The following is a 26,084-nucleotide window of genomic DNA, read 5'->3' as shown; positions in this document are numbered from 1 at the left end:
TATTTTATTTATCACATTCATTTTTTATTTTTTCATGGATTTGATTTGCAGCTCCCAGCATAGCATCCATCATTGTTTGAGTTAATATATCAATAAATCCCATACTTCCAGTTCCCATATCAACTTCTTTTGATCCCTTAAATTTTTTCTTAACATTTTTTCCTTTCTCACAACAACATCTTTCAATTTCCATTTCAGCTTTAACTGATTGTAATGCTACTCCCCCAGAAGATGCAGTTGCCATAGCTCCCATGATTTTAACAGGAAGCTTTATACTTCCAGCTAAACTCATAGTTGGCATCTTAATATCTTCCTTAGGATTTTCAGCTATTTTCCCCATAATATCCTTTGCACTATCTTCTGCTTCTCCTTCTATAGAATGTTCTTTACCATTCATCATAATAAATATCAAAGAAGCTTTTGTTAGTTCCATTTTTCCCACATTAGATCCATCACAATCAAGCAAACCAAGAAAATCAAAATGATTCATACAATTATTTTTTGAAAAAACATACTCATAAAATGAGCCATCCATAATTCCAAGAGGATCTCTACTCGTCCACCTTCCATCCATAGGATTCAGGTGTCGGTAATTGTAATACACCAATTCCAATTCCCTATCCATAACCTCGCTCGAAAACCCAATGTAACCTAGTGTTAGATCGCCTGTTTCATTCATGATAGCACCGTAAGGAGTATAATCGAAGCTTGCCTCAATACTACCTGTCTCGGTAATCCATTCGGTAATGTTCTTCACGAAGTCATGTGCGGCGTAATAGAAGTTTCCGTTCCTGATTTGCGCCAAAGGACGCGTGGCAACAGTTTCGGTAGGATTCCATAGAATGACGTGTTGTATTTCTGTTCCACGGATCGCGGCTGTTTGGAGGTAGCCGTTATAGTGGTACATTTCATCGAATTCCAGTTTGCCATTGCGCTTCAGAATTTTGTGCGTTCTTCTACCCATGTAGTCGTAGGTGCATTCGATCACAAGCGTACCGTCGGAACTTGAAAATCGCACGGGACGATTTTCAGCGTTATACACAACATCCCAAATTCCCGTTGTTGTCCGTATCCTTGTCTGGTTGCCGTCCGCATCGTAAGTGGGAATGAAGACTGATTCTTCTTCTGGATCAATACTGGTGTACTGGTTCAAGTTGTTGGACAAATAAGATGTTATTTGTGCAAATTCCTCCGAATTCTTCCTGTTGCCGATATTATCGTAGTCATAGTTAAAAGGAGTCTCACCCAGATTGGCCCAGGTCAGTTCGTTGAAAGAGGTATAAATAAAGCCATCCTGCCTTGTTACTCCTTCCCGTATCTGAGTTCTCTCGGTCGGTCGTCCAAGCAGGTCACATATTTGTGTCCGGTTACTGATGACGTTGCCAGCCGAATTGCGGCACATAATACCCGATAACAGATCGCGTGCAGTCTCGTAGGTATATTCCAACGAAACCGGATCCGGGAAGTCAATCGATGACACAAAATGCGAGCCCACAAGATAATTGAATTGAAATGCCCGTTCATTCTCCTGACCGGGATTGTAGATATATCGCGACAATTGCCCCAATTCGTCATATTCCGTTTTCGTTTCATAGACAAATCCTGAACTTATTCCCACTCTTTGAAGTGCATCATAAGAGATACGCCCCCATTCATCGTATTGGAGTTCATGATAGAATTCATCGTCACCCCTCAGATGCCAAAATAATGAAACCTGATTATAATCATTATAGACTAGCGTTTCATAATCCCTGTTAGAGCCTGTCGTTAATTCAACCAGTTGACCGAGGAAATTATAGGCATAGCCACGATTTGGCGTTTCATCGCTATAGGATATTCCCGTCATGTCTCCCGTTAAGGGATCGTAAGTATAGGTGATGACAATGCCCCTTGCCAGGGTCTGTGTACTCTGGCGGTTCATGGCATCGTAGGTGTACACGAGCTGGGAGTTGTCCGCGTAGGTCTTCTTCAGTTGAAGTCCCGTCGCCTCATCATACGTCCAACTGGCCGTATCTCCGTCGGTGCGGCTACTCGGATCTGTCGTGATCACGCTTCCCGGCACACGGAATGTCGTCAAACGAATCATATGATCCATCTCATCATAGCCGAAGACAGCGGGCTTGATAGCCGTGCCGTATTCCGATATCTTGCGCCCCCGGATGTCGTAGGCATAGCATGTCGTATTCCCCAGGGCATTGGTGATGCAGGATGGCAGATCAAAACGCTCATCATATCCTGTCACCGTGACAGCTCCCGCCGCATCTGTCACCTTGATCGTCCTCCCAGCCAGATCGCTTTCCGTCACGGTCGTGTTTCCGCGTCCATCCGTACGGGAAATCGTCATGCCGGTCGTTGTATAGCTCCTGCTCTGCGATGTCTCAATACCGACATTGTCGGTTGCCTGTCGAATCCAGCCATCAACGACCACCGAACACGCCACCAAGGTCGACGTCGGAATCTTGAGATATTGCATTCGCTGGGTTGGGGCGGCGTATTCCGACCACTCTTCCGTAATTTTTCCATAGATATCCTTCGTTTCCTTCCTGCTTTCCAGAGTCGGGCTTAAGGAAGAAACGAGTTTCGAGACAGTTTCAACCAATGGATCCCCGTTCTGGTTGTAGGTAGTCGTCGAAATCGAATCATAAACCCCATCCGCACGGGATTCGTATGTCCGGGAAGTTTGTTCTACCCGGGAGTTCTGGGGGGTGGGAACATCCTCCAGAGCTAATGTCCGTTTGGAAACTTCCCCCATCACATCGTACTCGTACAGCGTGGGTGCCATCTGCCCCGTCCGGCTTCGCACGAGCTGCCCCAGGGCATTGTAGCTATGCTCCGTCACAATCCACCCTCCCTGCGTATTGGCCCGTTCCTCACGGATCGTTTCTCCGAGGCCATTCCTGGTGGTACGCGACACGGCTACCCATTGGCCGCTGGACGTCTTCGCCGATACCGTCGTCCGGATACCATCCGCAACGACTTCATAACCGTAGCGAAGGTTTCTCTGCCCCGTGCCGCTTTCCTCCCATGGAGTTCCGTCGGGATTGGCGATCGTGATCAAGGTCGCCCCGGACGGAGCCGTCCGAGTCGTGATTCGCTGCGCTTCATTGTATGCCCAGGTTGTCGTCCTCCCCAAGACATCCGTAGAATAAATTACCCTCCCGATTCCGTCGTAGCTTCTTGCCTTCCGAGTCGTCATCGCTCCGACATCCCGGCGTTCCTCACGAATACGCCCCGCCGCATCGCGCATGTAGGATACAATCGTTTCCGGCGTCGTTTCTGTAGCAGCCCGAATCGTTTCGATCAGTTGGCGTGCCGTATTGTAACCGTACGATGTCATCACACCATCTTCATCGATCTTGCGCAAGGGGCCGCAACACATCCATTCGGCGGTCGATTCACGCCCATTGCCGAGCGTCTTCCGAGTTACATTGTGTTCGAAATCATACTCGTAATCGGCTGTCGCCTTGAGCTTCCAGCCCGTTGCAACAAACACATAATTTTCTTCACGAATGGTATCCCCATTGGCGGCAATATAGAGGACTCTGCGTTCGCTGCGTCCGGAAACAACTTGCCCATTGACAGCCGTTTCCATCGTTTCCTTCCAAACAGCCCCGTATTGCAAGGCGCGTTCGTATGAGTAACGCCTTTGAACACCATTGTGATCCTGCTCCAGCTTCACACGTCCGCAAGCATAGGAACACGCCGCCAATTCTCCATAGGTCTCGCGAATTGAGACGCGGGGACCAGTCACCCCCAGCCCCGTTTGCGTCACCGTCGTGCGGTTCACTTGCGGAGAGTCGCTATAACTGTATGACTTGCGGGACAATTCCGTTTCTTTTCCATCTTCCGAACGAATCAATTCAACCGTCAACAAGGGGCGGCAGTCATTGAAGCGCAGATTCGCATACGTCGTCCGAATCACCTTCTCGTCAGAGCCAGAACTCCATGGAGAGGCTTCCAAAACAACCCGCCCCTGCTCATCGTACTCGTAGCGCGTGTAGCCTCCATCGGATTTGATTTCCAGTGAAGGGCGGAATTGTGCATTGTGGATCCATGTCGTCGTCCTGGAAGCGGACGAGCCATAGCCCTCCGTCCGGCTGACCGTCAGCCAGCCTCCGGCGGAATTCTTCTTCACCGTACGGACACAGGAAACAGGAGCCACATCGTCGATGCCGCGGACAGTTCTGATCTCTTCCCACATGCCGCCTGGAAGGTAATTGCGGGCAAAGGTCTTGATGATGCGATCATCTCCCTCTCCTGTCGTAACCGTCACCAGGCCATCCTCAACTCGGCGAAGCACTTGCGTCGCCGGTTGCCCCGCGCGCTGATTGATGATTTTCATCATTTTGGCGGAGCCATCCTGCCAGCACTCATAGGAATAGGTCTTGAATGGAGTGCCGGATGCCGAACGCCCCGTACGGACATCGCCAGTAACCTGATTCGCGGGATAGTGGTTGATGACAAGCTTGTTGAAACTGCGTTCCAGCAGGAACAACCCCTGCGTGGAACTCCAGATGGAAGTGACTTCTCCGTCGGTATCGCGCGTCACCTGAAGCCGTTCGGCGTATTCATCTGCCGTGACAACCGCTCCGGAACTCGTCGTGGTGGAGACCACCTTGCCTGTTTCCGCGGAAAAACGGCGTTTGGAACCATCTGCCATCACCTGGCAAAGATAAGCAGGGTTATCATTCGTGCAGGGTGTCAGATCGCTGTTGAGAAGCTGGACGAGCGAAGTATCCCGACGGGAAATTCCCTGGCGTTCCGCCCGGTCGGACTGAGGAGCAGCCTTGTAGTACAGGCAACGACCGGAAGCCTTGAAAATCGTTACCTGACGGGAAAAGGCATCAAAACTCGCCGTCCATTCCATCTGACTGTCAAAACGGAAAGGAATGGCAGGAGCATCCGGTTCAGAACTGCGTCCCGCCCTGAAAGAAGAAGGATTGGATGGGTTGGGAGTCCCGCCAACCTTGCCGGAACTTTCGCAATTATCCGGCTCATCACCGTCTTCAATGGGGAGAGTCTGCCCCGTATCGCCATCACCATCTTCACAATCCTCATCATCACAATCGCATGGCTGACAGTCATCGTCATCCGGAGGAGGATCACTTGAGGAAGAAGAACTACTGCTGCTTGACGACGAACTGGAGCTGCTGGACTCGCTGCTACTTGATGAAGAGCTCGAACTACTCGACGAACTCGAACTGCTCGATTCACTACTGCTGCTACCGGACGAGCTCGAACTGCTTGATTCACTACTACTACCGGACGAACTCGAACCGCTCGACTCACTACTGCTGCTACCGGACGAGCTCGAACCGCTCGATTCACTGCTGCTACCGGACGAACTAGAACAGCTCGATTCACTACTGCTGCTACCGGACGAGCTCGAACCGCTCGATTCACTGCTGCTACTGGACGAACTAGAACCGCTCGATTCACTGCTGCTACCGGACGAACTCGAACCGCTCGATTCACTGCTGCTGCTACCGGACGAGCTCGAACCACTCGATTCACTGCTGCTGCTACCGGACGAACTCGAACCACTCGATTCACTGCTTCTGCTACCGGACGAACTCGAACCGCTCGATTCACTGCTGCTACTACCGGACGAACTCGAACCACTCGATTCACTACTGCTGCTAGACGAACTCGAACCGCTCGACGAACTGCTACTCGACGATGATGAACCACTACTACCCGATGAGCTGGAACTACTGCTTCCAGGACCTCCTCCAGACGAACTGGAGCTACTACTACTGCTTGACGATGATCCATCCTGGCTGATAAAGCAACGTCCTCTGACGGCGCGTTCCGTATTAAAATCAGCCTCGTCATCGAAGGCTTGAATAATCCATTCTCCCGATCGATCCGGTCCCTCATTGAGGCCGCAAATCACCGGAATCCTCCCCCCCGGGCATTCTTCACTAGAATAATACAAAGGTACTGCCCAAGGATATGTTCCTACATCTTCCCGGGCGATGCGGAAATGAAGGGCATTCGTAGAAACACTGAAATAGTGCTCCGAATCCCCAATCTCTGTAAATTCATAATAGATTGGTTTGATGGTAATAAACAGAGGCTCTTTTTCTGAAGAGGCGTCGGATGGAGAAAAATTGGACGGGGTCATTGATGTAAGATGGTTAAAATCAGGAAAACACAACAAATCAAACCCCTTCCGGGACTATACCTACTCCCACACACAAATCACATGAAGTCAAGAGATAAAATTTATTTTCCAAAATTTCAGAATTACACGCAAATCCCAAAACACATTTTTATCCCGGCGAAATATACTCGTCCCTATTGGGGCACAAAAAAACCGGCGGGGAGAACCGCCGGTTGACTATTTGATGATAGATTGGGTAAGAGGGGACATACCTTTATTCGGAAGCCTTGTCTTCCTCTTTCTTTGCGTTTTCGGATTGCTCTGCAATCATGGAGGCTATTCTGCGTCTATCGGCGGACTCCCGTTGAGTCCTGCTCATGAATAGCTTGTTATTTCTCTTAATCATGTGTCTGTATGTTCTCATGGTTTGTTTTAATGTCAACAGTTTCCTGCGTGACCGTTTCGTCACATCGTGAAAACCGCTTGTTCAAGGAAGCGCCCCGTCTGGAATTGACTCCGGACGGGGCGCAGCCTGAAAGGAATGGAGATCAATTTCAGGCGGTTGCCGCCTCGTAGCGGGCCTCGACGTCGTCCCAGTTGATGAGCTTGACGAAGTTTTCGATATAAGCTGCTCTGTTGTTCTGATGCAACAGATAATAGGCGTGTTCCCAGACGTCGCATGCCAGCAGAGGCACCAGTCCGGGGATTTCCAGATTCTGGTGTTTTTCCGCACCGCAGACGACGAGTTCCCGTGAAACAGGATCAATGCCAAGAATAGCCCAGCCGGAACCTTCCACACCGGCGGCAGCGGCTTTGAACACCGTCAGCATGGCAGACAGGGAGCCGAACTTCGCTTCGATGGCAGCAGCCAGAGGACCAGCGGGCGCCGCTTTCGGGGTGGGCGTTATGTTCGTCCAGAAGATCGTATGCAAGGCATGTCCCGAGGTATGGAAGGACAAGTTACGCACCGTGGGGGTTGTCAACGCGGCATCCGCCGTTCCATCGGCAATTTCCTTGAGTTTGGCGGCAGCGGCATTGGCACCGGCGACGTAGGCTGCATGGTGCTTGTCGTGGTGGAGCCGTACGGTGGCTTCGTCCATCAGAGGTTCCAGCGCATCATAGGCATACGGAAGAGGAGGCAGAACATACTTGCCATCGGCATAACCGATATGCGAGGGGGACTGAAGCGGATTATTCATGATGATCGTTTATAGTTTGGTGTTTGTTAAATTCCGGAGTCTCTCGACAGCTTTCGGGAGGCTATGGTAGCCCCGCCTCTCGCCGTTTGCGAGGTATCCATGAGGTGAACTTAGGAGATGAGACAGCCCGATATCAAAAAAGGTTCAATTATAATGGGACTAATTTTTCTTTTCTTCATCTTCCAGGTCTTTCCGTATCTCATGGAGAAGGTACGATTTTGGAGTTCATGTCCATCGTTGATATGATACAAACGGGGCATGGAAGAAAAACAGTACCGCCCGAACACTGCCGCCATTATCGTCAACCCGCAAGGACTCCTCCTGATTTGCGAACGGACAAAAGAAGACGGCGCATGGCAATTCCCCCAAGGAGGCATTGACGAAGGAGAAAATGCACTGGAAGCAGTCAGCCGTGAAATATGGGAAGAAGTCGGATTCCTGCCCGAACACTATAGAATCGAGTCCGGACGGACAGGCTACCGGTACGACTATCCCGACGCGGTCCTCGACAAAATCAAGGCTAAACGCGGCAAGCCCTATGTCGGACAGGAACAAACCTACTTCCTCTGCCGCCTCATGGAAGACGCCCCGGAACCCAGTCTCGACCAGCGAGAATTCAAGGCTTACCGCTGGATCAAACCGGAAGAATTCGACTTTTCCTGGTTGCCGCCGTTCAAACGGGACGTATACCGGGAAGTCATGGATAATTTCTTTTTCCATCCGGAAGAAGCGGATCCCGTCTGACCGGCACGAATTGTTTTCCTTCCGCGTATTGCGTCATTTCCCGTCCGGAGAAAGGTGTATGCTTGCATGTTGGGAGTGTTTTGCATACTTTCCTCCCTACCTTGTGGGTTGCTCTCTCCAAAGGGTCTGATTAAATTTTCCCGCCATATCAATGATTAAGTGGATTCTCACCAAAATAGTCGGTTCTAAAAACCAGCGCGAAATCAAGAAACTGCGCCCCATCGTGGACCGTATCGTCAATATCGAACGCGAGTGGCAAGGCCAGCATATCGACCAACAATTTCTAATCGACAAGACGCGGGAATGGCAGTCCTACCTGCACAGGTTCCTGCCGATGGCCATCCCTCCCCTGCGCTTGGTGGAATCCGCCGATAAAGAGCAACTGACAGACATCGCCAAGATGCTCAATGACCGGTTCGACCTCCTCAAACCGGATTTTCCCAACCTTCCCCGGGTGGAATCCACCCCTGATTCGATCGAAGCCGCCAAGAAGGTATGGAGGGAACTGACGCCCGAATTCGCCAAATTGCGCGAAAAATACCTCAACAAAATCCTTCCGGAAGCATTCGCCGTCGCCAAGGCCGGAGCCCGTCAATTGTGCGGACTCACCAAATCGGTCTGCGGCCAGGAACAGACTTGGGACATGGTCCACTTCAATGTCCAGTTGCTCGGCGGCATCTCCCTCCACCGCGGGTATATTTCTGAAATGGCCACCGGTGAAGGCAAGACGCTTGTCGCCACCCTGCCCGTCTACCTGAATGCCCTGACCGGTATGGGCGTTCACGTCGTCACGGTCAACGATTACCTCGCCCGCCGTGACTCCGAATGGATGGGCACTTTGTTCGAGTACCTCGGCCTGACGGTCGGCTGTATCCAGAGCATGATGCCTTCCCACCTGCGACGCGAACAATACAACTGTGACATCACATACGGTACAAACGCCGAATTCGGGTTCGACTACCTGCGCGACAACGGCATGGCTTCCTCCGCAGAAGAACAGGTGCAGCGCGGCCACTACTTCGCCATTATCGACGAAGTGGACTCCATCCTCATTGACGAAGCCCGGACGCCGCTCATCATCTCCGGTCCCTCCGTCATTACACGCGAACAGCAGTACGATGCCCTCTGCCCCGCAGTCTCCAAAGTTGTCAAGGCACAGACGGAACTTTGCAACGAATTGATGGCCCAGGCCATGGAACTGGCCAAAAACGGACAGAACGAGGAAGCCGGACGCTGCCTGCTTAAAGTCAAGCTCGGCCAGCCTCGCAACCGTGCTTTCATGCGCGCCATGGAAGAACCGGAATACCGCCGCATGATGGAGAAGTACGAGCTCTTCCTCTACCAGGATACCCGCAAGAAAGAGCTTTATCGCCTCAAGGAAGAACTCTTCTTTTCCGTCGAAGAAAAAACCCACGACGCCGATCTGATGGAAAAGGGGCGCAAGCTCATTTCACCGGACGATCCCCAGGCTTTCATCCTGCCCGACATCGGTACCGCCATCGCGGAAATGGATGAAGATCCCCGTCTCACGGAACAGGACAAGGCCCGCAAGAAGCGCGAACTTTACCAACGCCTCGACGAAACCGGACAGCGCCTTCACACCACTTCCCAGCTCCTCAAAGCCTACTGCATTTACGAAAAAGACGTCGAATACGTCGTCAAAGAAGGCAAGGTCATCATTGTTGACCAGAACACGGGCCGCGAAATGCCCGGGCGCCGTTGGTCCGACGGTCTCCACCAAGCCGTCGAAGCCAAGGAAGGGTTGGAAATCGAACGCGAAAACCAGACCTACGCCACCATCACCATTCAAAACTACTTCCGCCTTTACAAAAAGCTCGCCGGCATGACGGGCACAGCAGAAACGGAAGCTGCGGAATTCCACGACATCTACAAACTGGACGTCCTTCCCATCCCGACGAACAAACCCTGCGTGCGCAAGGACTCCAACGACCTCATCTTCAAGACGCGCCGTGAGAAATTCAATGCCGTCGTCGCCAAGATTCAGGAACTCCACGGCAAGGGACAGCCCATCCTCATCGGTACGGCCAGCGTAGACGCTTCCGAAACGCTTTCCCGCATGCTCAAACGCGTGAAGATCCCGCATGAAGTGCTCAATGCCAAAAACCACCAGAGGGAAGCCGAAATCATCTCTCAGGCAGGCAAAAAGGGAGCAGTCACCGTTTCCACCAACATGGCCGGCCGCGGTACCGACATCAAGCTGGGCGAAGGAGTAAACGAATTGGGCGGTCTTTTCGTACTCGGTACGGAACGCCACGAATCTCGCCGTATCGATCGCCAGTTGCGCGGACGTTGCGCCCGCCAGGGCGACCCCGGCGCCTCCCAGTTCTTCATCTCGTTTGAGGACGACCTGATGCGCAACTTCGGTGCGGCCGAACGCATGACCAAGATGATGGAACGCTTCGGCGTCCAGGACGGGGAAGCCCTTGAACACGGATGGCTCAACAAAACCGTCGAAAACGCCCAGAAGCGAGTCGAACAGCGCAACTACATGTGGCGCAAACACGTCCTCGACTACGACGACGTCATGAACAAGCAGAGAGAAGTCGTCTATGGCTTCCGCAACGATGTCCTCATCACTGAAGATCCGCGGGCTATCATCTACGACGTCCTCGAAGAGGCAGTCATGGACAAGGTTCAGTTCTACATGGTCGTGGACAGAGACGAACAGCCCAACCCCGACGAACTCCTCTCCTGGGTCAACTCCACCTTCCCACTGGCGCTCACCGACGAGCAAGCCGGCTTCACGACAAAGACCCCTGAAGAATGCGCGAAGTTCATCATTGAAAAAGTCAAAGTCGTTTATGAACAGAAACTGGAACATGAACGGGCCGAATACCTCGACCACATGGAACGCCAAACGGTTCTAACGTCCATCGACAAACTTTGGCAGGAACACCTCTACAACATGGACTCCCTGCGCGAAGGCGTGCGTCTCCGGGCCCAGGGCCAGAAAGATCCGCTCATCGAATATAAAAAGGAAGCCTACGACATGTTCGTAACGCTGATGGACAACATCAACCAGGCCGTCCTGAAAAACATGTTCAGCAGCACGACCAACCTTGATGCCTTCGAAGAGTTCCTTGCCAGCCTTCCCCAGTCCACGTCCGAAAGCGAAGACGACGGGGAGCCGAACCTCACATTCGACGGCATGCCGGCCAACCTTCTGGAAGCCCTGCGCGAACAGGTCTCCTCTGCCAAAGCCATGCGCAATGCCACGCCGGAACGCACTCCCGCCCCCCCCAGGCGCGAAGCCCCGGCCAGCCACCCTATGCCCGTGATGCCTGACGGTATGCCCATCTCCATTTCCGCTTCGTCGTCCGAAATGGATCCCGTACTTGTGCGCCAGGATACGAAGGTTGAACTGATTACCCGTAAACCCACGGTCAATATCCGCCGCAAGGGCGACACCCAGCCCCAGACCGCCGGCGATACGCCCGCTCCGGCAGCAGCAGCCGGCAACGCGGAACCGTCCCTGACCGTCGGTTCCATGGATTCCGGAAGCGTCCTCGGCACATACGAGAACTCCGGAGAAACTCTGACTCGTTAAGATACCTACCTTGACAGCACCTCCGGAAGGCGATCATCAAAGCCTGCGGAGGTGTTTTTCTCGCCTACTTCTCTTTCCCAGACAACTTCCCTCCCCCCCCAACAAGAGCCCTATGCCCGTCCCGAATGTCCGATCCGTATTGGAGTACGTACCGTACTTCCGGGGGAAGCTCTTTGTCGTTCACGTCGCCCAGGATCTGCTCAATTCGGAAGAACTTGTCGATGCCCTGCTTGACCTGGACGTCCTCCACGAAATCGGCGTCCGCCTGATACTCGTCGCCGAAGGCAGCGACGCTTCGCGCCTTTATGCTGAAACCCGCGTCTGTGAAATGCGATCTGCGGCCGTCGAAGCGCCTCTCTCCGCAGGAGAACTCGTCATCGGACGGGTTGAAGAAATCCTCAACCGCCGCCAGATCCCTGTCGTCGCATCAGGCTGCGACCAGACATTCGACGAAGGTACCGTCCGCATGGCTTCTGCCCTGAAAGCCAACAAATTCATCGCCCTTCTGGACGACGAACGGGTTCCTACGCGGAACAAGGCCCCCATTCACGCCATTCTGGAGAGCGAAGTCGCCGACATCCGAGGAGAAATCTCCTACAAGGAACTTCTGCTCGAAGCGGCGGAAGTCTGCCGCCGCGGTATCCAGCGCGTCCACCTTCTCGACGGTCGTAATCGCGGCGTCCTTGTAGATGAACTTTTCTCCGAAGAAGGCGTCGGCACCATGGTTCACTCGGACTCCTACCGGGAAATCCGCCCGCTTCATGAAGAAGACATCCCCGAACTGCTTTCCATGATCGCCCGTTCCGTCATTCAAGACCAGCTCGTCGACCGCAGTTACGAAGACATTCACGAACGCCTCAAGGATTACTACGTCCTCACCCTTGACGACAGTATCATAGGCTGCGTAGCCGTTTATCCGTATCCCGAGCAAAAATCCGCCGAACTCGGTTGCCTGTATATCAAACAGAGCCATGAAGGCCACGGCTACGGCAAGGCTTTGTGCGCCTTTGCGGAACAAAAGGCCCGGGAACTGGGCATGCATTTTATCTTCGCTCTCTCGCAAAGTGCCGTCTATTACTTCCGGGACCGCCTCCACTACGCGGAATACTCCCGCGATACTCTCCCGAACCACCGCCGCATGGTGCTGGAATTGAGCGGACGCCACTCCGGAGTCTTCGGGCGGGAATTGGACTGATACAACGCCCACCAAGGAGCATCGTCAGACTTCACCCGTTCCATCATTAGTTCGGACTAAATTTTATTTAGCTAATTGAAAGGTTTGATGTACATCACAAATTATTGACAAGCATGAGTTTATACGATAGCCTATTTTCATAGGCTTGGTTTTTACCATTCCTCTTGCGAGGAAAAAGTTGACATAATGTTAGTTTCGGCTAACTTTGTGTTTCACCTGAACAATTAACCATGCCCCAAATGCACATCAACCTACCCCTCCTTGCAGTAGCCGGATTCGCTCTTTGTTCCTATTCCCTGGCAGACGAAGATCCATCGACTCCGGGAGCTCTTCTGAACGATCTTGATATGATCGGTTCCGAATACGGAGATGACTCCGTTCCCTTCCCCCACGATCCCGTCAGCGATTGGCTGACCGATTTCCATACCAATCTTGCCAAATCCCGTATCCAGTATTTCATCGAACAATCATACAGCCGTTCATGGTTTGGCCATGCGGCGGAAGGTTCCCCTTCCGGGCAAAACTGGTACAAGCTGCATGCCCACGTCGGCTTGAACCTCGTCACTTCCGAAAGGCACCAGGGTACTTGGATCAAGGCGGAAGTATCCGGGTCGAGCGCTTTGGATCCTCGCTCAAGGGAAACAACCATGGACGATACCCTCGGCAGCCTCAGCAATACCGACTGCGACATCTACCGTGACGACTTCTACTACATGCCCGAATTACTGCTGTCCCAGGGATTTGACGACGGACGGAGCGTCCTGATGCTGGGCGTTGTCAACCAAACGAATTATATCGACACTAATTCCTACGCCAACACATCGTTCGGTCAATTCACGGCCGGACCTTTCGTGAACAATCTTGTCCTGCCCCTCGGAGAAAGCAATTTCGGATTCATGCTCCAACGCCAGATGGGAGACCAGTGGATCATCCAGCTCGGAGGAAACATGCTGGATTGCGAATCCGGCCAGAATCCGTTCCGCCGTACGACAGGTAAAGCCTTCAACCTGATCGGGGAAATTTCCTGGACCTGTGAAGATGTCATGGGCATAGGCCGCGGCACGCATCGACTGGAACCGTTCATGTTCCATTCCGACGGAGAAAATCATGCCGGTATCGGGTACAATGCCGAACAAGACCTCGGGAAGAGCCCCTTTGCCGTCTTTTTCCGTGCAGGCTGGAGCTGTGCCAGTTCTGACAATCCCGGTGGAGCCATGGCACAGGTTTCCGGAGGATTGATCGTCAAAAAGCCCTTTTCAATCATCACCGGTTTGAATGAGGCAGATTCCAACTACCTGGGCCTTGCCCTGGCCGTCGTCAAACCGGAAGCCGGTATTCTTGAATCCGACGAAAGCGATGAACGGATCAAGCCGCACAATCGTGAAATCACCTTCCAGTGTGTTTATTGTTGTGCCGTTACCCCCTACTTCTTCATCGAACCATCCTATCAGCTCACAAGGCATCCAGCCATGAGGCGGGATAGAAGTGTCGCCAGCGTTTTTTCAATTCAAGGGATTCTCTCTTTCTAAGACACCGCTGCACAGTGTTGTTCACGGGCTTGATTAAAAGAAAGCCCGTCGCAACACACGCCCGCCGGCTGCAGGCATATTTCGCGAAGAGGCCATTTCACAACACCATCCAACACAGATCATGCCACTTTCCATGCTTAACATCGGCGACATCCGCCAAGTCAACAAAATCCACGGCAAGGACGAAACCCGCCGCTTCCTCGAAAACCTGGGATTCGTCTCCGGCAGTATCGTCTCCGTCATCTCCGAGAACAATGGCAGCCTCATTGTCAAAGTCAAAGGTACCCGCATCGCTCTCAGCAAAGTGCTTGCCGGAAAGATTTTTGTCGATTGATCCTGTGCCTTTGTTCCACAATCTTATGAATACACTCAGCAAAACCCTAAGAGACACCCGTATCGGGGAAACCGTTACGGTTGCAAAACTATCGGGAGAAAGCGCCATCAAACGCCGCATTATGGACATGGGAGTCACCAAAGGAACCACCATCTTCGTGCGTAAAGTAGCACCTCTCGGTGACCCGATCGAAGTGACCGTGCGCGGCTACGAACTCTCCATCCGCAAAGCGGAAGCCAAACACATCCACTTGCAATAACCCGCCTTCCCCCCCTGCTTGCATCCTCAACATCCACCAACGGACAACACCTATGAGTAAAATCACAATCGCTCTCGCCGGTAATCCGAATTGCGGTAAAACGACTCTTTTCAACGCATTGACGGGCGCAAGCCAATACGTCGGCAACTGGCCCGGCGTTACCGTCGAAAAGAAGGAAGGCAGACTGAAAGGCCACAAGGATATCCTGATCCAGGACCTCCCAGGCATCTATTCTCTCTCTCCCTACACGCTGGAAGAAATCGTCAGCCGGGATTATCTGGTCTCCGACAATCCGTCCCTGATCATCAACCTCATCGACGGCAGCAACCTTGAGAGAAACCTCTATCTCACGACCCAGCTATGCGAACTGGGCATTCCGGTCATCATCGCCTTGAACATGATCGATATCGTCCGGAAGCGCGGCGACAAGATTGATACGGAAAAACTCGGCAAGGCTCTCGGTTGCGAAGTCATTGAAATCAGCGCCTTGAAAGGCACGGGCGTCAAGGAACTCACCGACAAGGTTGTCTCAGATATTACCGGCAGATCCCTGGCAGCGCCGCATCCTCTCCCCTTCCCGCCCCACATTGAAAAAGCTCTGGAAGAAATTTCGTCAGTCATTGCCTCCTACTGCCCTCGGGAAAAAAGCAAATGGTTTGCAGTCAAAGTCTTTGAACGAGACAAGAAAATCATGGAAGAACTGCCTCTCACCCCCCACGAAAAGGCAGTCATTGACGACATCATCGGAAAAACGGAAAAGAAGTACGACGATGACGGAGAATCCATCATCACCGGGGAACGCTACAATGCCATTGCAGACATCGTTTCGAACGTTGTGGTCAAAGCCAGGCAAAGCGGCATGACCACAAGCGACAAAATCGACCGCATCATCACCAACCGCTGGTTCGGGCTGCCCATCTTCGCCGTCGTCATGTGGGCCGTCTATTACATCTCCATCCAGACCATCGGCGCCTACGGTACGGACTGGGCCAACGATACTCTTTTCGGAGAACTTATCCCGGAGTGGACAAGCTCATTCCTGGAAAGCGTCGCATGCGCCGAATGGCTGCAAAGCCTGATTCTGGACGGCATCATCGCAGGTGTCGGTGCCGTCCTCGGTTTCCTGCCTCAAATGGCAGTCCTGTTCCTTTGCCTCGGTATTCTGGAAGACTGCGGATACATGTCGCGCGTCGCATTTATCATGGATCGCATTTTCCGCAAATTCGGGCTTTCCGGCAAATCATTCATCCCGATGCTCGTTTCGATGGGTTGCGGCGTTCCCGGAGTCATGGCAACGCGCACGATTGAAAATGAAAAAGACCGCCGCATGACAATCATGGTAACCACCTTCATTCCATGCGGAGCCAAGACCCCCATCATCGCTTTGATCGCGGGAGCATTCTTTCCGGACTCATCCTGGGTGGCACCCAGCGCCTACTTCATCGGCATAGGCGCCATTATTCTCTCCGGACTCATCTTGAAGAAAACAGCCATGTTCGCCGGAGATCCCAGCCCATTCGTCATGGAACTGCCCCTCTACCACATCCCGGCATGGAAAAATGTCATCGTCCATGCCTGGGAACGTTGCAAAGCCTTTGTCAAGAAGGCAGGGAGCATCATCTTCCTCGCCAGCGCCCTCATCTGGTTCCTTTCCAGCTACAATTGGAAAATGGATTCCGTCGAAGAAAACGACAGCATGCTGGCAAACCTCGGCAATGCAGCCGCCCCCGTCTTTTCGCCGCTCGGCTGGGGGGATTGGAAACCGACCGTCGCTACCGTTACCGGCTTAATCGCCAAGGAAAACGTTGTCGGCACTTTTGGTGTCCTCTATGCCGATGCAGGATCCTCTGAATTCGCGGAAAAAGACGGAGAGGGAGAAATACCGGCCGCCGCTCCGGAAACGGAACATCAAGCCGGAGAAGCCGTGGCCGATGCCGCTCCGGAAGAAGACATTGATGAAGAAGAACAGGAAATCCAGGAAACGGGTTCCAAACTCGCCCGGGCAGGAGCCTTCACGACCATCACCGCCTTCTCATTCATGATCTTCAACCTGCTCTGCGCTCCCTGTTTTGCCGCCATAGGAGCCATCCGCCGCGAAATGAACAGCGCCAAATGGACCTGGTTCGCCATAGGCTACATGTGCCTGTTAGCCTATGTCCTCGCCTTCCTGATCAATCAGTTCGGCACATGGCTTTATGAAGGGAGCGGATTCGGAGCCGGACAGGTACTCGCCTTCGCCGTGCTGGCATCCATCATCTGGCTTCTCGTCAAAAAGCCCTCCCGGGCCGGCGAATAACACCACCTTCATTCTCATCACAACACAACTATATGGCTACATACATCATCGGAGCTCTCCTGCTACTTGCTTTCGCCTTCGCCATTTACAAAACATTTTGTAAAAAAGGCGGTTCTTGCGGAGGATGCAGCGGATGCGGGGAAACATGCCCATGCAATTCCGAAAAGGATTCATCCAAATGTTGCTGCTCCGGCAAGGACAAACATCACTGCCACCATCACTAGGAAACGGCTCTTCATTCTGCCTTCTTGATTGACCCCATTCAAAGGGCCGTACCTCAAAGAGAGCGGCCCTTTTTGTATTCTGGGAGGAAGACAACAAACATACGGCAAAGCTTCCACACAATTCGTCTGATGCAAACTCGCATCCCACGGATTTCTACTCCCCACCCCATTCGGCAAAGCCGATCGGATCCGCATCCAAAGCGGAATCCATTTTCCGGTTCCAAGGTCTATATCCTCTTTAAAGGAAGTAAGAGAACAAGAAAAAGGGCTGTCTCCCGCCGGTCTACAAAACCTTGGAAGACAGCCCGTAAAAAATGAAAGGGATTTCGTTTACCTGGGAACAAGCTTGGCTATACCGGAAGTTCCGTGACCTTCGCTCTGGTTCCCCACCAAACCAGCATATTCATACCGGTAATTCCAATTGGTAATTGTACCAAGAATCGTACCCTGCTGTTGCTCGGTAAACGTTATGGAACAATCAACTTCCCAGGTACTCGTCGTCGGGTTGGAAGCAGGATCGGGTGTAAACCATCCAATGGAAAGCACCGCAGTATCCTTCCCGGTCTTAACATAAGTAACCTGAGCCGTGAACATAGTACCCGTATTAACCCCCGTCTGAAGGGATCCGCCGGAACCATAGACATTCAACAATCCGGGAGAAACGCCCGAAATCGGATCGGAAGGGTCAATCTGAAGAACATAGGAACCGATATTGTCCGGCGCCAATCCACGCTCTTCAGTACCACTACCGCCACAGCCGACAAGAGTCGTCACAGCTGCTCCGGCACACAAAAAGGAGAGAATTCTTTTGAGAGAAAAGGTGATCATAAGTTAAGGAGACTATATCGGTGATTATGGTTGAACTTGTCCTCATGTCAATCCAATTTGAAATTATTAACCATCTCTTTACAAATTAGAGTTCCTTCGGTCCATTTCCCTTCTGTCCAGCGTCCGGCGACAACACCTCGCCTCCTCTCTATTCCAACCGTCTTTTATCAATTGCTGATGATCACGTTTTATAAAATTTTAATAAAAATTTACATTTCCTGCTTGCGATCATCCCGGAACCACATTACCTTACGTGAACCAACTACCTGGAATCTCACGATGAAATCACACCAGACCTCACCAGCCAAGGGCGACATCCCTGTTTCGGAAGAAGCCAATAAACTTGCTGATTTCGTGATCTTTACGCAGCGTTCATGCATCTTGAACCTCTCCCCCCAACTGACGGACAGTCGTGTCTCCTATCCCCAGTTTTTCCTTCTGACCTACCTGGATAACGAGGACTTCCTCACCATGTCCAATATCGCAAAAAAAATGGGACACTCTACCGCGGCTGCTACCGGCATGGTCGACAAACTGGAAGAAATGGGTTACATCGCCCGGACCCAGGCCGCCAATGATCGCCGCAAAATCATGGTCCAAATCACGGAATCCGGCAAAGAACTCGTCGCCCGCATGCGGCAAAACATCGCCCATGACTTGGCCAACATCATGCAAAAGCAGGATGCCGACTCCCTCAGGCACCTGGCGCCCACCCAGAAAATGATAAGGAAACGCATCAATCCCCGTTTCTAATCTTCTCCCTTCCCACCTTTCCATATTCCCTTACCGGGTTCCGGACGATCTGATCCGGAACCCGGTTTTTTGTATGCCGGGATACATGGCATGCAAGCAAAAAGTCTGCCCCTCCATCACAGGAGGGGCAGACTTGAAAGGTTCGTTGGAACTCTCCATACCGGCGAAAACTCCGGCATGGACAGGAAGGAAGAATCAGTCCTCGATGGAGAACTGCCGATCCAGCACTTCCATGATTTCCTTGGCGGCAGCCGGAATGTTGGTACCCGGGCCGAAGATGGCCACCGCACCGTGTTCCTTCAGGTAATCATAGTCCTGGGCGGGGATAACGCCGCCGCAGAAGACCTGGATGTCTGGACGACCCTGCTTGGCGAGTTCTTCCACCAGCTGCGGGAGAAGCGTCTTGTGCCCGGCGGCCAGAGAACTCATGCCCACGATATGGACGTCGTTTTCAATAGCCATCTTGGCCGTTTCTTCCGGAGTCTGGAAGAGCGGACCTACGTCAACGTCAAAACCGAGGTCGGCATAGGCGGAAGAAACCACCTTGGCTCCGCGGTCGTGACCGTCCTGCCCCATCTTGGCGACGAGAATGCGGGGACGGCGCCCTTCGCGTTCGGCGAAGGTGTTCGTCATCTTGCGCACTTCCTCCACCAGGGGATCGTTTCCATATGCTGTACCGTACACGCCAGTAATAAGTTTGATTGGTGCTTTATGACGCCCGAAATGTTCTTCCAGAGCGGAGGAGATTTCACCAAGGGAGGCACGGGCCTTGGCCGCCTTGATGGAGAGGTCGAGCAGATTGCCTTCACCGGTGCGGGCGCAGTCGGAAAGAGCCTTCAGGGCAGCCTCGCAGGCGGCGCTGTCGCGTTCGCTGCGGAGCTTGTGCAGGCGGGCAATCTGGGCATCGCGGACGGCGGAATTGTCCACTTCGAGGATGTCCATCTTTTCTTCCTGTTCCAGACGGTACTTGTTGACGCCGATGATCGGTTCCTTGCCGGAATCGATGGCGGCCTGGCGGCGGGCGGCCGCTTCTTCGATACGCATCTTGGGCAGACCGGTTTCAATGGCCTTGGCCATGCCGCCGAGGGCTTCCACTTCCTGAATATGAGCCCATCCCTTGCGGATAAGTTCGTTCGTCAGGTATTCCACATAGTAGGAACCGCCCCACGGGTCGATGACCTTGCAGATCGTCGTTTCGTCCTGCAGGAAGAGCTGGGTGTTACGTGCGATGCGGGCCGAGAAGTCGGTAGGCAGGGCAATAGCTTCGTCCAGCGAGTTGGTATGCAGGGACTGTGTGTGACCGCAGGAAGCAGCAAGGGCTTCGATGCAGGTACGCGTCACGTTGTTGAACGGATCCTGTTCCGTCAGGGACCAGCCCGACGTCTGGGAGTGCGTGCGCAGAGCCAGGGACTTCGGATTCTTCGGGTTGAACTGCTTGATGATCTTGGCCCACAGGACACGCGCGGCGCGCATCTTGGCCACTTCCATGAAGTAGTTCTTGCCCTGAGCCCAGAAGAAGGACAGGCGGGGGGCAAAGGCATCAATGTCGATCCCGGCCTGAATCCCCGTACGGACGTACTGGAGGCCGTCGGCCAGCGTGTAGGCCATTTCCAGGTCGGCGGTGGCGCCGGCTTCCTGCATGTGATAGCCGGAAATGGAAATGGAGTTGAACTTCGGCATGAACTTCGAAGTGAATTCGAAGATGTCGGCGATGATGCGCATGGAGGGATCCGGAGGATAAATGTACGTATTACGTACCATGTATTCCTTCAGAATGTCGTTCTGGATCGTACCGGAAAGCTGGTCGAGCGTACAGCCTTGTTCCTGGGCGGCCACAATGTAGAAGGCCAGCACGGGAAGGACGGCTCCGTTCATTGTCATGGAGACGGACATCTTGTCCAGCGGAATTCCCTTGAAAAGGATTTCCATATCCAGGATGGAGTCTACGGCAACACCAGCCTTGCCGACATCACCAACGACGCGCGGGTGGTCGGAATCGTACCCGCGGTGCGTTGCAAGGTCGAATGCGATGGAAAGCCCCTTCTGACCGGCGGCCAGGTTGCGGCGATAGAACGCGTTGGATTCTTCAGCGGTCGAGAAACCGGCGTACTGGCGCACCGTCCAGGGACGGGCAACGTACATCGTGGCATACGGACCGCGAAGGTTCGGGGCAATGCCGGCCGTAAAGTCGAGGTGGAGGCAATCGTCGTACACGTCCTTGGTGTAAACCGGATCGACGGCGATCTGTTCGTTGGTTATCCAGGATTCTTCCTGATTAGCCGGGTGCGGTGTGCCAACCTTGATTTCAGGGAAGTTGGCAGACGCAAAATCTGGGATATTGCTCATGATATGAAATAAAGGTTGGGGTTAAAGGCCGATTTTGTTCTGGATGGTTTCAAGTGTCGTGTAACAGTTGGCTCGGACGTGGATGAAGACATCCACCCCAGCTTCCTTGAAGGACTCCACATAATCGGCGGGATACCCGGCGAGGGCAACCATCATATCGGGACGAAGCGCCCGGAGAGCCTTGCAGAAGGCCGGGACAATTTCGGGATAGGTGTCGTCCGTCGAGCAGATCACACACACGCTGCATCCGCTTTCGGCGGTAGCCTTGGCGGCTTCTTCCGGAGTCTGGAATCCGGCGGGATAGACAACGTCGAGACCGCCTGCGCGCAGGAAGTCGCGGGAGAAGTCGGCACGGGCCTTGTGCTGGCGCAACGGCCCCATATTGGCAAAGAACACCATCGGACGGGAACCCTTGGCTTCCACCCAGGCATCAGCCTTGGCCAGAAGGGATTCAAAACGCTCGGCAAGGCGGCGCACAGGCAGAGGTTCGATTTCCAACGGACCGCCGCACTTGCAGTCGACGCCGGCGCATAGAGCCTTGTTGATCAGGCAGGTGGAGAATCCTTCTTCGGCCGCCTGAGCCACGGATTTCACACACATGCTAACTTCCGGGAGGGCGGGATTTTCACTCTTGCAGCAGTGGCCCTTGGCAGCGCAGGCCAGGGGTTCGGTCACTTCAAGCTTTTTCTCGTCCAGGTTCACGTACTGGTTGACGCCGACAATGGACTGACGGCGCTGGTCGGCCATTTCGTAGCGCTTGGCGGCCGTGGCGTTCACGCGCTTCTGTACCGTACCGGCTTGAAGGGCCTTGATGATGCCGCCTTCCTGTTCGATGGAACGGAACATGTCCCAGACTTTCCGGGCCACTTCGTTCGTCAGGCTTTCGATGTACCAGGAGCCGCCGGCCGGATCCACAACCTTGTCCAGATTGCACTCGCCCAGCAGAATCAACTGCGTATTGCGGGCAATGCGGCGGGAGAACTCGTCCGGCATGCGGACGGCGCAATCGAAAGGCAGGATGTCCAAGCTATCCACTCCGCCCAGGAAGGCGGAGAATGCCTGGGACGTGCCGCGCAGCATGTTGACCCACGGATCCACCTTGGAAATCGTCCAGAAGGAGGAACGGGCATGCAGCTTGATCTTGGCGGCTTCTTCACTGCCGCCGCAGCTCTTGACAACGGAAGCCCAGAGTTCGCGGAGAGCGCGGATCTTGGCCACTTCAAGGAAAAGATTAGCTCCGATGCCAACGGTAAAACGCATGTGGGAGGCGGCATCGTCGATGGAAATGCCGCGTTCTTCCATGGCGCGCAGATAGGCGACCGCCGTGGAAAGCATGGCACTCAATTCTTCGATGGCGGAAGCGCCGGAATCGCTATAGGGAAGACCACTCACGCCGATCGTCTGGAATCCGGGAGCATTGGCGACGGCCCACTTGGTCATGGCTGCCATCTGGTCGTAATAGGCGCAAATACCCTTGCCGCCGCAAAGCGACCCCTTGCCCACGGTCTTGCCGACCGGATCATACAGCACACCGCCCGTCAGCTTGGCTACATCGTAGCCGCCAGCCTTATAGGTATTGAGGAACATGGCAAGAACGCCCAATCCGCAGGAGCCCGGCGTGATGTACACGGGCAGAGAGTCGAGCACGACATCCTTGAGCGCGGTATTCCAATCGGCCTGCTTGCGGAGCTTTAAGCCGCACTTGCAGTTCAACTGGATGTTGACGGCGGTCTGTCCGCGCATCAGATCGTGAAGGAGCCGACTGTTGAAATCTTCGGCATTGGCGGCAGGAATTCCCTGGGCCACTTCACACTCTTTTTCCACATAACCGAGGGGTCTTGTGCCTCGACGGTACGGGAACTGGCCGGCGGCCTCTCCGTTGTCCTGCACATCGCCCCGGTTGTAAATCGGGTTGAGCGTAATGCCTTCCACAAGTTTGGTGAAAAGCTTTTTATCAAAATCAGCACCTTTCAAGGCAGCGATGGCTGCGTCACGCCATTCGGCGTAGGTTGCTGGGGCGAATTCTCCGAAATCAATATCCGGATTGTTTGGCGTATTTCCCTGTTGCATGGCGAAGTCAATTGGGTCTCGGCCTACCTTGGGCTGCTTGCAAACAAACAGCGTGTGCATGAACGGCCGAACATAATGCACGGCATGATTTTCCTCCTGAACGTCCCTAAAGTCCAGCCAGAAATGACACACGGCGGGACATTTATCCTCTTGACGGGGTATTTTGGGCTAAAGAACGCTCCTCATACAACATATGCCACCCTTGGGAAAACATGTCCTTTTCTTCATGAACGGAAATCCCGTCGGCAAGGTCTCAACTTCAGGAACGCACAACGTGCGGCTCCATTGTCATCACACCGCATTTCAATCATGGGAAAATCAATACTGGCATCCGCCCTCAGTCTGTTTGTTCCCGGCCTGGGTCAGCTCTACAAAGGGCATTTCATCCAGGCCGTCATCTGGTTCCTCATCGTTTCCGGCGCCTATGTGACCATGACGTGGTTCCTCTTCCTGCCGATCCCCATCGGCCTGCACCTCTTATGCATCCTCCAGGCCTTCTTCATGCCCCGGAATTCCTGACCTCCTTCCATCCGCTTGTCTTCCTTCCCCGCCCGGACACGCGCACCGATCTTTTTCCGCAGGCCTCAACCCCGGAAACGGTGAATAGACTTGTCTCTCAGAAAGACTTTCCGTATGAAAAAAAGAGCCATGAGCAACTTTGCCCCTTTTGATGAAAAGATGCGGAACGTCGGACTGAGCGACGCCGCCATCGGAGCGTTCCGCCGATGCTACGAATCCCTGGCCGCCAACCACAGCGGCATGATTCCCGAAAAAGCCATCGCCCCGGCGGACAACATCGACGCGTGGGACGGGATTATCTCCTCCACCGCTCCGGCCGACGCCAATCTGATCGCTCAAACCGTCTGCATCAAACTCAATGGAGGGCTCGGCACAAGCATGGGCTTGCAAAAAGCCAAAAGCCTGCTGACTGTCAAAGGACAGGACACCTTCCTCGATATCATCGTCCGGCAGATCAAGCACCTCCGCTCCATTTCCGGTACTCCTGTCCGTCTCTTGTTAATGGACTCGTTCTCCACCAGCAAAGAAACCCTCGACTACCTCTCCAAATACGCTTCCGACGGACTCGACAACCCGCAGGAAGTGGAACTCATGCAAAACAGGGTCCCCAAAATCCTTGCCGATACGCTGGAACCGGCAGTCTGGCCGGCCAATCCCGACCTCGAATGGTGCCCTCCCGGCCATGGTGACCTCTACCCTGCCCTGCTCGGTTCCGGCTGGCTGGACCGTCTCCTCGCCCAAGGCGTCAAGTACGCCTTCATTTCCAACTCGGACAACCTCGGCGCCCAGCTTGACCTCAACTTCCTGCGCTGGTTTGCCGAATCCGGGGCCCCCTTCGTCATGGAAGTCACCCGCCGCACGGAAGCCGACAAGAAGGGCGGCCACCTGGCCGTCCGCAAGTCGGACAACCGGCTCATCCTCCGTGAAGTCGCCCAGTGCCCGGACGAAGACATTCCCTCCTTCCAGGACATCGACCGCCACCGCTACTTCAACACCAATACTCTGTGGATCCGCCTGGACACGCTCAAGGATATCCTCAACGCCAACGGCGGCGTCCTGCCCCTGCCCATGATCCGCAACAGCAAAACGATCGATCCCCGCGACGCCTCCTCCCCCAAAGTCTTCCAGCTCGAAGTAGCCATGGGAGCCGGCATCGAATGCTTCCCGGGGGCACGCGCCGTCGACGTCCCCAGATCGCGGTTCTTCCCCGTCAAAACGTGTTCGGACCTTCTGCTGCTCCGTTCCGACGCCGTCATCATCGACAAAACGGGCAAAGTCTCTCTGCATCCCTCCCGCAACAGCACCGCCCCCATTGTCGATCTGGACGGCAAACTTTATAAACTCGTGGACTCGCTGGACGCCCTCGGGCTCCCATCGCTCCTCCATGCCGGCAAAGTCACCATCCGGGGTGCATTCCACTTCGAACCCGGCTGCACCCTCCAGGGGGACGTCGATCTCGTCAACGAATCTTCCACTACGGAAACCCTCCGTCCGGGTGTTTACGGAGAATAACCTCCCCCCTCTCCCTCAATTCCTCCCCCTCCGGCCTCCGGACACCGCCTCCGGGGGCCGTACCCCTCATCCCCTTCCCCACATGGTCAGACCGGAAAAACTCGAAGCCCTCAAACAACGCATGGCCGAACTGGGCATCCGGGAAGACGACCTCGAAGAAAAATTCGTCCGCGGTACAGGCAACGGAGGGCAAAAAGTCAACAAAACCAACAACTGCGTCTTCCTCCGGCATATCCCCAGCGGCATCGCCGTCAAATGCCACATGGAGCGCTCCCGGGAAATCAACCGCTTCCTGGCCCGCCGCGAATTATGCGACGCCTACGAAGGAGTCATCAAGGGAGAACGCACCGCCAAACGGCAGGCAATCGAAAAACTCCGCCGCCAAAAACGTCGCAAATCCCGCCGCCAGCGCCAGCGCACCCTTGCCGACAAACACCATCATTCGTCAATCAAATCAATCCGCCGCCAGCCCGTGGACAACGATTGACACACTTCCCTCCTTATCAACATTAAGGAGCCCTATCCCATCTCATCCGCGTCTCCCTGAGACTGCATCTCTCTTTTAATTTGCAGGTAGGCCGGCATATTCAAAAACGCCCTGG

General features: G+C 53.9%; 16 protein-coding genes. 11 read left to right on the top strand and 5 right to left on the bottom strand.

Going from position 1 to position 26,084, the window contains the following annotated elements; genetic code table 11:
- Positions 1–4 precede the first annotated feature (4 nt).
- Both QET40_RS07630 and QET40_RS07625 read right to left on the bottom strand, forming a co-directional pair.
- A complete protein-coding gene (locus tag QET40_RS07630; RefSeq protein WP_280126574.1) occupies positions 5–6,127 on the bottom strand; it encodes an RHS repeat-associated core domain-containing protein in 6,123 nt (2,040 codons plus the stop codon).
- Between the two features lie 533 nt (positions 6,128–6,660).
- The gene (locus QET40_RS07625; protein WP_280126573.1) at positions 6,661–7,305 is read right to left on the bottom strand and encodes a superoxide dismutase; all 645 of its coding nucleotides are present in this window, start codon (positions 7,303–7,305) and stop codon (positions 6,661–6,663) included.
- Positions 7,306–7,563: 258 nt separating this feature from the next.
- On the opposite strand from QET40_RS07625, the gene QET40_RS07620 reads away from it, so the two are divergent.
- The 7 genes from QET40_RS07620 to feoB all read left to right on the top strand — a co-directional run bounded on the left by QET40_RS07620 (position 7,564) and on the right by feoB (position 17,230).
- Positions 7,564–8,049: an NUDIX domain-containing protein gene (locus tag QET40_RS07620; RefSeq protein WP_280126572.1), complete on the top strand. Its 486-nt coding sequence runs from the start codon at positions 7,564–7,566 to the stop codon at positions 8,047–8,049.
- 151 nt (positions 8,050–8,200) lie between these two features.
- Positions 8,201–11,617: a preprotein translocase subunit SecA gene (gene secA, locus QET40_RS07615; protein WP_280126571.1), complete on the top strand. Its 3,417-nt coding sequence runs from the start codon at positions 8,201–8,203 to the stop codon at positions 11,615–11,617.
- 112 nt (positions 11,618–11,729) lie between these two features.
- Positions 11,730–12,812 carry a GNAT family N-acetyltransferase gene (locus tag QET40_RS07610; RefSeq protein ID WP_280126570.1) on the top strand — a complete coding sequence of 361 codons (1,083 nt, stop codon included), beginning with the start codon at positions 11,730–11,732 and terminating at the stop codon, positions 12,810–12,812.
- 230 nt (positions 12,813–13,042) lie between these two features.
- Positions 13,043–14,341 (top strand): hypothetical protein, encoded by a 1,299-nt coding sequence (locus QET40_RS07605; protein WP_280126569.1) that lies wholly within the window; start codon positions 13,043–13,045, stop codon positions 14,339–14,341.
- Positions 14,342–14,462: 121 nt separating this feature from the next.
- Positions 14,463–14,675 (top strand): FeoA family protein, encoded by a 213-nt coding sequence (locus QET40_RS07600; RefSeq protein WP_280126568.1) that lies wholly within the window; start codon positions 14,463–14,465, stop codon positions 14,673–14,675.
- A 25-nt stretch (positions 14,676–14,700) separates the two neighbouring features.
- Positions 14,701–14,934 carry a FeoA family protein gene (locus tag QET40_RS07595; protein ID WP_280126567.1) on the top strand — a complete coding sequence of 78 codons (234 nt, stop codon included), beginning with the start codon at positions 14,701–14,703 and terminating at the stop codon, positions 14,932–14,934.
- 52 nt (positions 14,935–14,986) lie between these two features.
- Positions 14,987–17,230: a ferrous iron transport protein B gene (gene feoB / locus QET40_RS07590; RefSeq protein ID WP_280126566.1), complete on the top strand. Its 2,244-nt coding sequence runs from the start codon at positions 14,987–14,989 to the stop codon at positions 17,228–17,230.
- Between the two features lie 554 nt (positions 17,231–17,784).
- On the opposite strand, the gene QET40_RS07585 is transcribed toward feoB, so the two are convergent.
- Positions 17,785–18,282, bottom strand: a complete 498-nt coding sequence (locus QET40_RS07585; protein WP_280126565.1) for a hypothetical protein — start codon at positions 18,280–18,282, stop codon at positions 17,785–17,787.
- A gap of 279 nt (positions 18,283–18,561) precedes the next feature.
- Here QET40_RS07585 and QET40_RS07580 point away from each other — a divergent pair, with 279 nt between their 5' ends.
- The gene (locus tag QET40_RS07580; protein WP_280126564.1) at positions 18,562–19,035 is read left to right on the top strand and encodes a MarR family transcriptional regulator; all 474 of its coding nucleotides are present in this window, start codon (positions 18,562–18,564) and stop codon (positions 19,033–19,035) included.
- 195 nt (positions 19,036–19,230) lie between these two features.
- On the opposite strand, the gene scpA is transcribed toward QET40_RS07580, so the two are convergent.
- Both scpA and QET40_RS07570 read right to left on the bottom strand, forming a co-directional pair.
- Entirely contained in the window at positions 19,231–21,381 is a 2,151-nt protein-coding gene (scpA, locus tag QET40_RS07575) for a methylmalonyl-CoA mutase (protein ID WP_280126563.1), read from the bottom strand.
- A 21-nt stretch (positions 21,382–21,402) separates the two neighbouring features.
- On the bottom strand, positions 21,403–23,511 hold the full coding sequence (locus tag QET40_RS07570; RefSeq protein ID WP_280126562.1) for a methylmalonyl-CoA mutase family protein: 2,109 nt from the start codon (positions 23,509–23,511) through the stop codon (positions 21,403–21,405).
- 249 nt (positions 23,512–23,760) lie between these two features.
- Between QET40_RS07570 and QET40_RS07565 the strand changes: the two genes are divergently transcribed.
- From QET40_RS07565 to QET40_RS07555, 3 genes are all read left to right on the top strand, one after another.
- Entirely contained in the window at positions 23,761–23,970 is a 210-nt protein-coding gene (locus QET40_RS07565; protein ID WP_280126561.1) for a hypothetical protein, read from the top strand.
- 129 nt (positions 23,971–24,099) lie between these two features.
- Positions 24,100–25,482, top strand: coding sequence for a UTP--glucose-1-phosphate uridylyltransferase (locus QET40_RS07560; RefSeq protein WP_280126560.1), 1,383 nt, complete (start codon positions 24,100–24,102; stop codon positions 25,480–25,482).
- A gap of 82 nt (positions 25,483–25,564) precedes the next feature.
- On the top strand, positions 25,565–25,969 hold the full coding sequence (locus QET40_RS07555) for a peptide chain release factor-like protein (protein WP_280126559.1): 405 nt from the start codon (positions 25,565–25,567) through the stop codon (positions 25,967–25,969).
- The last annotated feature ends 115 nt before the right edge of the window (positions 25,970–26,084 follow it).

It is taken from the genome of Akkermansia sp. N21169 (assembly GCF_029854675.1).
Taxonomy (GTDB): domain Bacteria; phylum Verrucomicrobiota; class Verrucomicrobiia; order Verrucomicrobiales; family Akkermansiaceae; genus Akkermansia.
This window is presented reverse-complemented; position numbering and strand designations above follow the sequence as displayed.